5 protein-coding genes are annotated in these 9,044 nt (G+C 37.9%); all 5 read right to left on the reverse strand.

Going from position 1 to position 9,044, the window contains the following annotated elements; genetic code table 11:
* Positions 1 to 60 precede the first annotated feature (60 nt).
* The 5 genes from bglX to Q0A18_RS05815 all read right to left on the reverse strand — a co-directional run bounded on the left by bglX (position 61) and on the right by Q0A18_RS05815 (position 8,893).
* The gene (bglX, locus tag Q0A18_RS05795; protein ID WP_292009230.1) at positions 61 to 2,388 is read right to left on the reverse strand and encodes a beta-glucosidase BglX; all 2,328 of its coding nucleotides are present in this window, start codon (positions 2,386 to 2,388) and stop codon (positions 61 to 63) included.
* A gap of 21 nt (positions 2,389 to 2,409) precedes the next feature.
* The gene (locus tag Q0A18_RS05800; RefSeq protein WP_292009231.1) at positions 2,410 to 3,117 is read right to left on the reverse strand and encodes a prolyl oligopeptidase family serine peptidase; all 708 of its coding nucleotides are present in this window, start codon (positions 3,115 to 3,117) and stop codon (positions 2,410 to 2,412) included.
* A gap of 2 nt (positions 3,118 to 3,119) precedes the next feature.
* A complete protein-coding gene (locus tag Q0A18_RS05805) occupies positions 3,120 to 4,499 on the reverse strand; it encodes a glucoamylase family protein (protein ID WP_292009232.1) in 1,380 nt (459 codons plus the stop codon).
* Between the two features lie 71 nt (positions 4,500 to 4,570).
* Positions 4,571 to 6,040: a RagB/SusD family nutrient uptake outer membrane protein gene (locus Q0A18_RS05810; protein ID WP_292009233.1), complete on the reverse strand. Its 1,470-nt coding sequence runs from the start codon at positions 6,038 to 6,040 to the stop codon at positions 4,571 to 4,573.
* Positions 6,041 to 6,043: 3 nt separating this feature from the next.
* Positions 6,044 to 8,893 (reverse strand): SusC/RagA family TonB-linked outer membrane protein, encoded by a 2,850-nt coding sequence (locus Q0A18_RS05815; protein ID WP_292009234.1) that lies wholly within the window; start codon positions 8,891 to 8,893, stop codon positions 6,044 to 6,046.
* Positions 8,894 to 9,044: the final 151 nt, after the last annotated feature.

Raw genomic sequence — 9,044 nt, forward strand, 5'->3', positions numbered from 1 at the left:
ATAATAACAAAACCGGAGGACTTTGTTCTCCGGTTTTTATTTTAGTATCTATATAAAAGCTTACTTACTCCAGTTTATTTTAGAGTGCTTCACCTCTTCGGAATTGGTACCGATCATAATATCAAATTCTCCCGGCTCCCAGTCGTATTTCAATTCTCCGTTATAGAATTTCAGGTTTTCAGGAGTAATATCAAAAGTAATTTTTTTAGATTCTCCTTTTTTCAGGAATACCTTCTGGAATCCTTTCAATTCTTTTACCGGTCTCGTGATCGTTCCTACCATATCCCTGATATACAGCTGCACCACCTCAGCACCGTCATAATTTCCGGAATTGGTTATGGTAACAGAGGCCTGAACCGTTTGATCACCTTTAGGGGTTGGATTAGAAACCGTCATATCAGAATAATTGAATTTTGTATAGCTCAATCCATATCCAAACGGATATAGCGGAGTATTACATTCATCCATATAATTGGAACGGAATCTCTCATATACACATTTATCCGTACTTTCCTGACTCAATGGACGGCCTGTATTTTTACTGTTATAATAAACAGGGATCTGTCCTACACTTCTCGGGAATGTCATCGGAAGCTTACCGGATGGATTCACTTTTCCAAATAGCACATCAGCAATTGCATTTCCGGCCTCAGAGCCTGCAAACCAGACATTTAAGATAGCATCAGGAACATCTTTCATATTGGTTAAGGCTAACGGACGTCCTGTGAAAAGTACCACAGCAATAGGTTTTCCTGTTTTCTTCAATTCATTCAACAGGTCTATCTGGGATTGCGGAATGGTAATTTCAGTTCTTGATGAAGACTCTCCGCTCATTTCCGCAGATTCTCCGATAGCAAGAACAATTACATCAGCCTTATTAGCTGTATCTACCGCTTCTTTCAAAAGGGTTTCTTTCGGACGGTTATCTCTATCCGTTTTCTTACCATGAGCCGCATAGATTTCTTCCAGTTTAGCATCATAATCGATATTTGCTCCCTTGGCAGAAATAAATTTCACCTCTTTTCCGAAGTTGTCCTGAAGGCCTTTCATTAATGAAACGGAAACAGCATGCCTGGTAGCGACACTCCATGTCCCGGCCATATTCAATGAATTATTGACCAACGGACCAATTACGGCTACCGTTCCGGATTTCTTCAAAGGAAGAACCTGATGATCATTTTTCATTAATACCATCGATTGAGCAGCGGTATTTCTGGCGATATTACGGTTTTCCATATTGTATACTTCTTTAGCGGCCAGTTTAGCATCACCATAACGGTAAGGATCATCAAATAATCCTAAATCATATTTAGCTTCAAGGATCCTTTTCGTTGCTGTATCAATATCTGTCTGAGTAATTTTTCCTTCCGCCAGAGATTTCTTTAACGTTGTTAAAAAACCTTCTCCTACCATATCCATATCGACCCCTGCTTTCAAAGCCAGTGCCGATACCTGCTGAAGATCACCCATACCGTGGTCAACCATTTCATTGATCCCCGTATAATCCGATACTACGAAACCTTTAAAATTCCATAATTTTCTTAAAACATTGGTCTGAAGCCATTTATTTGCCGTAGCAGGAACTCCGTCCACTTCATTGAATGAAGCCATTACAGAAGCCACTCCCGCGTCCACAGCTGCTTTATAGGGCGGAAAATATTCATTGAACATTCTCACATGGCTCATATCAACCGTATTATAGTCTCTGCCTCCTTCTCCTGCTCCGTATAGTGCAAAGTGTTTAACACATGCCAGGATTGTATTGCTCAAAGACAAATCTTTTCCCTGGTATCCGTACACCATATTCTTGGCAATCTCACTTCCTAAATAAGGATCTTCCCCCGAACCTTCAGAAACTCTTCCCCATCTTGGTTCACGGGAGATATCCACCATTGGAGAGAATGTCCAGTTAATCCCATCCGCTGAAGCTTCTCTGGCTGCCACTCTTGCGGACTGCTGAACCAGATTCATATCCCAGGAAGCCGCTAGCCCCAATGGAATAGGAAAAGTAGTTTCATACCCATGAATAACATCCATTCCAAAGATCAATGGAATTTTTAAACGGCTTTTTTCAACAGCCACTTTCTGAACGGCTTTAATTTTTTCAGCTCCTTTTATATTGAACAGTCCTCCAACTAACCCCTGTTCTACTTTTTTCCCGATATCTGAACTTTGGGCAAGACCCGTCGTAAAATCTCCTGAACTGGGTAAATTCAACTGTCCGATTTTTTCGTCTAATGTCATTTTCGACAAAAGACTATTTACAAATGCCTGTCTTTTAGATTGATATTGTGCTGTCTGGTAAGACTGAACCGGCTTACTGACCGTCTCCTGAGCCGAAAACACAGGAGAAAGCGCCAAAGTCGCCATTACAATTAACTTTTTCATAAATCTATCTTCTTAATTATATTATTTTTTTTGAGGTTTTCTCTGAGATAACATCCATTCATATAATTTTGGATCCGAATAGGTAGAATCCCATGAATTGTGGTTATCATCAGAAAATATAGTTAAACTTACACCAGGATTTACCTTTTTGAGTGCCTGATACATAGTAATCGAATTAACTGGTGAAACAATATCATCATTCCCTCCATGGAAAATTCTGATAGGCAAATCCGTATATCGTTGAATATTAGCTTCCATTACCCGATCAGCGGGTGCACAAACAGGAACTACAGCTGCAAACATTTCAGGATGTTCCATTGCCAGTTTCCATGTACCCCAACCTCCCATAGACAAACCCGTCAGGTATATTCTGGATGCATCTATTTTATATTTTTTCTGAACTTCTTTAATCAGATTATAAATAGTAATCGTATCCCACCAGGTATCTTCAGAACATTGAGGTGCTAAAATAGCAACCGGTTCAGTAATCAGATTTTTATAGGTAAAAGGGCTGTGGGCCTTTACCATTTCAAGATTATTTCCTCTTTCTCCAGAGCCGTGAAGAAAAACAATAAGTGGTACATTCCCTTTTGTTTTTTGAGGATAATCCAGAATATAAGATATTTTTTCTGTCCTTTTTACTTCTTTATTCAATTCCGCTTTGATCTCCTGAGCATTCATATTAAAGGAAAGTAAGAGCAATACAATGGGGATAAGTTTTAGTTTCATATTTAAAATCCGTATTTAGTTGAATGAAAGTCCAGCTTCTTCAGTCCTTGCTTAATTTCCGGGGCATTCATAAATAATTTCCATAAAAAACCTGTTCTGTAGTTTTCAATCATAGGAGCAATAGTTCCCTGATCAATAGCCAGAAACCTTGGAGTAAACCAATTATCATAATGAATGGAAGTTGCATCATAAGGTCCGGCAGATCCAATAAATTCAGGTTTTTGAGTATATATAAATCTCAAAAAGTTCATAGATTCTTTCGGACTGTATGGAAAACTGCTTAGAGCCGCTGTAGGAGTAATTACTCCGCTATCATTGGTTGGCATATGTGCTGTATATCCTGTACTCCCGTCCTCATTTCTTGTATAGCCTGCAGTGAGTCCCCAATAATCAGGACCATACCCTTTCCAACCTTTTGGATTTTCCACACAATATTGGTAATCAATAAGAACCTGGTTTTTATTTAAATCAAAATAATTCTTAATCAGCTTATCGGATAATCCCGTAGGATCCAGTCCTATATAAGAGTATTGGGACCAGAATAAAGGTCCTCCATATTCTTCAGCATAATTATGTTTCACGTATAAAGGTAACCCATATTTTGTCTTATCCGTAAGATAGGTTCCGTTTCTTGTCCAGCCTTTATAATAAGTTTCTGCATCAATGGAATAAGTAGGTGAAGACGCTGCCAGAATATAAGTGATCAGGCATTCGTTATACCCCTCAAGCGGAAAATTCATTTCCCACTGATATTCGGGAGACCAGTGCCAGTATAAGACTTTCTCACCGCCTTTTGTATACCAGTTCCATTGTATTCCTTTCCATAATTCATCACATTTTTGGGCTAAATCTTTTTCTTCTGCATTTCCATTTTTAAAATATTCCCGAACCATTAAAATTCCGGATGTTAAAAAAGCTGTTTCCACCAGATCTCCACCGTTATCTTTTTTACCGAAAGGAATAGTTTTGCCTGTTTCACCATTAATCCAGTGAGACCACGCTCCTTTATGACGATCGGCTTTTGCAAGAAAATCCATGATATGAGATAATCTTTTTACAGCTTCTTTTCTGGGAACAAATCCCCTTTCTACCCCTACCAAAATAGTTGCCAGCCCAAAGCCGGAACCGCCTGTCGTAATCACATGTTTATCATTATCGGGATAAATATTGTCTTCATGATAACGTTCTCTGCCGAGTAAGGAATTAGGTTCTGCATATTCCCAGAAATATTTTAAAGCATCTTTCTGAACCTTATCCATCAATTGCTCATCCGTACTATTTTTACTTATTGCATTCTGAACACTTACCGTATTCTCTTTCGGGGAGTTTTTGCAGGAAACCAAGCATGCCACTACAAAAACAGAAACAATCCCTAATTTCATAATCTTCTTATTTACACTGATTCATTAAAAAAATAGCCAAAGACTGAACTTTGGCCATTTTATATTATCTATTAATAACCGGGATTTTGTGCCGACAAACCTCCTGCCTCGGTAATAAAGTCTTGTGGTAACGGGAATAGCTCATGCTTTCCAACAATAAAGTTTTTACCTCCGTCAGCTGCCATTGCAGATTGTGCCTGACCGGTTCTCACCAAATCAAACCATCTGTCGTGTTCAAAAGCCAGCTCCAGTCTTCTTTCTTTCCAGATTGCAGTTCTCACAGTGGCCTGAGAAGATGCAGCTGTATCAGCAATACCTGCTCTTTCTCTTACCTGATTTAATAAAGGAATCGCTGCACCCGTCTGTCCCAACTCATTCAATGCTTCTGCTTTGATCAACAATACTTCTGCATATCTCAAATAGCGGATATTAGTATCAGTGGATGCCTGATCTCTGTAATTGGATGAATAGGCCTTGTAGTTATAATATTTATTTTCTACATTAGGACCTACATGATACCCGTCATAAAGGATCATATCTTTATGAATAATGGTGGCATCCCTTCTTAATGTATCACCTTCAGCAGTATAAGCATCATATAGCCCCTGGGTAGGAGTTGCAAATCCCCATCCCCAGCCTGTAGTTCCTCTCGCTCCTTGTACCTGACTGTATTGCTGGATGGCTCTTCCTGCAGTTCCTCCGCTTCCCTGAATCTCAAAGATAGATTCTGCATTATTCTCTCCTGAAACTTTATAAATATCAATAAAATTAGGAGTTAAAGAATAACCGGTAACCAAATTACATTGATCCACAGCCTGCTGCCATTTTTTCTGATATAAATAAACTTTGGCTAATAAGGCATGAGCAGCTCCTTTGGACGCTCTTCCCACCTCAGCTGCCGGATAAGATGATTTTTCAGGTAAAGCATCAATGGCATCTAATAAATCCTGTTCAATAAAGGCATAGATTTCCTCTTTAGTTTTTCTTGTAAGCGTCATATTGGTGTCTTCTGCATTTCCTGCTACAGGAACGTGATCCACCAATGGAACTCCTCCGAATGAACGAACTAAAGTGAAATACATAAAAGCTCTCAAAAATTTAGCTTCACCCATTAACCGGGCACGAAGATCAGCATCGGCTTTATCTAGCTGAGGAATATATTTTAGAGCCTGATTAGCTCTGTTAATTCCCTGATAATTGGAAGCAAATAATTCCTTAAAAGAAGGAGTGGATGGAGTAAAATTCAGGGCATCCAGAATATCTTTATCCGATCCTGTATCACCCGGGCTGGATCCCTTATCTGCATCATCAGATACAATAGACGTCACTCCAATCCAGGCAAAAGTACTCATATTCCAATCCAGGAATTTGGCATAGATTGCTGTTACAAAACTATTGGCACCTTCATTATTATTATAAATTTCAATTCCGGACTCCGGTATATTCTCTGTAGGTGAAACATCGATAAAATCGTTGCTACAGCTTTGGTTTACAGCTCCGAAAAATACGATGGCAGCTGTTATGATATATTTCTTATTCATTTTTTAAAAGTTTAGGTTAACACCGAATACAAAAGATCTCAATGTAGGGTAAGAATCCAGTTCTACCCCAGCCAATTTATACGGATCTCCTTCGGCTGTGGAATCTGAAGCGTTATATCCTGATATTTCTGAAGAATATCCTGAATATTTAGTAAAAATAAACGGATTGATAGCACTTACATACAGCTTAATAGATTTTACATATTCTGTAATATTCTTAAATGTATATCCTACGCTTATATTATTGATTCTAAAGTAGTCACCCTTTTCCAAAAAGAAAGTGGAAGCAATCGGAATCGAAGTATTAGGTGCCGGATTAGCCGCATTAGTATGAGAAGATGTCCAGTAATTATTTGCTACTGAAGATTCTACATTTTCTCCACTGATTCTCTGTGCCTTTTTACCATTATAAACACTGAAGCCAAAAGCTCCGTATCCATTGACTGCAAAATCCCAGTTTTTGTAACTCATGGAAATATTGATACCTAAGGTAGATTTCGGAATATAAGAATCAAAATACTTTCTGTCTCCGGCATCAGCTGAACCAGTAACTCCATTTCCATTGGTATCTTTAAATTTCATATTTCCGTCTGCATCATATCCGTCAAATTCCCACAAATAGAAACTTCCTAATGCATGTCCCACCGTAGAAGAATTAAACAGTTTCGTCCACTGTCCGTTTCCTAAACTTCCTCCTGAAATCTGTGAAACAGGTTTAGAGGAATCAATGCTTGTAAGCCTGTTCTTATTATAGGAATAGTTGGCTCCAACAGAGTATGAAAAATCCTGACCTACTTTATCGGACCAGTTTAAACTGACTTCAGCACCTTTATTCGTTACACTTCCCATATGAGAATAGTTCACTTCTGAAATTCCTGTTGCCATATAAGGAGTAACTGCCAGAATAATATTTTTTGTTTTTCTGTTATATACATCAAAACTACCTGTTAATCTGTTATTAAGAATTCCGAAATCGATACCTGCTGATGACTCTTCTGTCACTTCCCATCCTAAATCCGGATCATAGCCTTTATTTACAGTAACTCCGTTACTTACGGCAGAACCGCCATAGCCATAGTTATATGATGCACCAGACAATAGTGGTAAGTAATTCAAAGGAACATTCTGGTTTCCTATTTTACCCCAGCCTCCTCTTAATTTTAAAAGATCAAAGAAACCTCCTTTTAAAAATTCTTCTTCTGAAGCTACCCAGCCTAATCCAAATGACGGGAAAGTACCCCATTTATTTCCGTCTGCAAATTGAGAAGAACCGTCACGTCTTACAGTTCCGCTTAATAAATAACGGTTCATGAATTTATATTGTAATCTTCCAAAATAAGAAATGGTTGTATTTTTGTTTCCTTTGATAGACTCAATGGCTTTGGTAGTACTGTCGCTGTATAAGTAACCGTAATAATCTGTTCCTGAAAGATTCCAGTAATCCTGTGAAGTCGGTACATTCTTTCTGTTCACAATAAGAGTTTCCAATCCGTCTTTTACAGAGGCTTCCGTACCTGCAACAATTTCAAAATCGTGGTTATCTATTTTTTTAGTATATGTTAAATAGTTACTTAATACCCAGTTATAGTAGTTTTGATTTTTATTGGTTAATCTTGTATTCGGTAAACTTGACTGATAGTTGCTTTCAAGCCTTGTCGGATCATTAGCTAGCCATACCGCTTTAGAATCGACGAAATTATAATACTTGTAATTATTATATTCTCCGTTAAACTGAGAAGTAAATTTTAAATCTTTATAGATATCAATATCCAGTTTCAAACCTCCCTGTAACAAGAAATTTTTTCCTCTTTGATTATCATAAAATAACTGTGCTACAGGATTTCCTACGTTATTGAATCGTCCTCCCGAATAGCTGATATTTCCATTAGCATCATAAATAGGCTGACCAAACTGACCGCTTTCATAGTATACGGGAACCAATGAAGATTGCTTATAAGCAGTAGTAAATACTCCCAATGATTTAGGTGTGTCATTCGTAAAGGTTACACTCATATTCTGGGACAACCTGATCCCTTTGGCTATTTTATATTCATTATTGAGCCTTACTGTATTTCTGTTGTAATTGGTTCCTTTAAGAATAGATTCTTCTTCATAGTTACTGAAGCTCAAATAATATTTTACTGCTTCCGAAGATCCCGAGATAGAAATATTATGCTGGTTGTAGATACCCGTTCTTGTAATTTCATCAAACCAATTGGTATTATAAGGCTGATTGGGGTTTAAAGTAACTCCCCCACCTGCATTATTATAATTAACAAACTCGGAAGCATTTGCCATCTTTACTTTCTTTAATGGATTTCTGATTCCTACTAAGCCATCATAACTAACCGTTAATTTTCCTCTACCGCTTTTAGTTGTAATAATAATAACTCCGTTAGCAGCTCTGTTACCATAAATTGCTAAAGCCGCAGCATCTTTTAATACATCATAGGTTAAGATATCATTGGAGTTGATGTTATTGATGTTATCCGTAAACATTCCATCGACAACATATAAAGGTGTTCTCCCTCCTAATACGGTACCCAGGCCTCTGATCGTCACTGTTGGTGTAGATCCCGGCATATCGGAAGCCGTCACCTGTACCCCTGCAGCTTTCCCTTGTATAGCCTGAGAAGCATTTAAAACTTTAGTTCTGGTCACTTCTTCTGAGCTGATAGAACTGACAGAGGTCGTATTATCTACTTTCTTACGGCTACCATAACCGATCATCACTACCTCTTCTATTTTCTGCTCTTTCGTAACAGTGTCACCAGGCGTAACCTGCGCATTGACATTCATACCAAAGTATAAAACAGCAATGAGGCATGGATACTTTAAATTAGTTTGTTTCATATAGTTCCATTTTATTTCTGTACAATCAAATTTCAAATAAGGTACAGCGTACCTTTTAGCCTTTCTCCAGAATTCAGATATTCTTATTCTCAAAAAAAGACATTAGCCAAAATTATAAAAATATACTTAACATATTTAATTTATACTAAAA

The sequence above is a fragment of the Chryseobacterium sp. genome (assembly GCF_022712095.1).
In the GTDB taxonomy this organism is placed as follows: domain Bacteria; phylum Bacteroidota; class Bacteroidia; order Flavobacteriales; family Weeksellaceae; genus Chryseobacterium.

What these genes read in the sequence shown, in the direction of transcription:
- bglX (WP_292009230.1), bottom strand. Translation starts at nt 2,388, where the DNA reads ATGAAAAAGTTAATTGTAATGGCGACTTTGGCGCTTTCTCCTGTGTTT.
- Q0A18_RS05800 (WP_292009231.1), bottom strand. Translation starts at nt 3,117, where the DNA reads ATGAAACTAAAACTTATCCCCATTGTATTGCTCTTACTTTCCTTTAAT.
- Q0A18_RS05805 (WP_292009232.1), bottom strand. Translation starts at nt 4,499, where the DNA reads ATGAAATTAGGGATTGTTTCTGTTTTTGTAGTGGCATGCTTGGTTTCC.
- Q0A18_RS05810 (WP_292009233.1), bottom strand. Translation starts at nt 6,040, where the DNA reads ATGAATAAGAAATATATCATAACAGCTGCCATCGTATTTTTCGGAGCT.
- Q0A18_RS05815 (WP_292009234.1), bottom strand. Translation starts at nt 8,893, where the DNA reads ATGAAACAAACTAATTTAAAGTATCCATGCCTCATTGCTGTTTTATAC.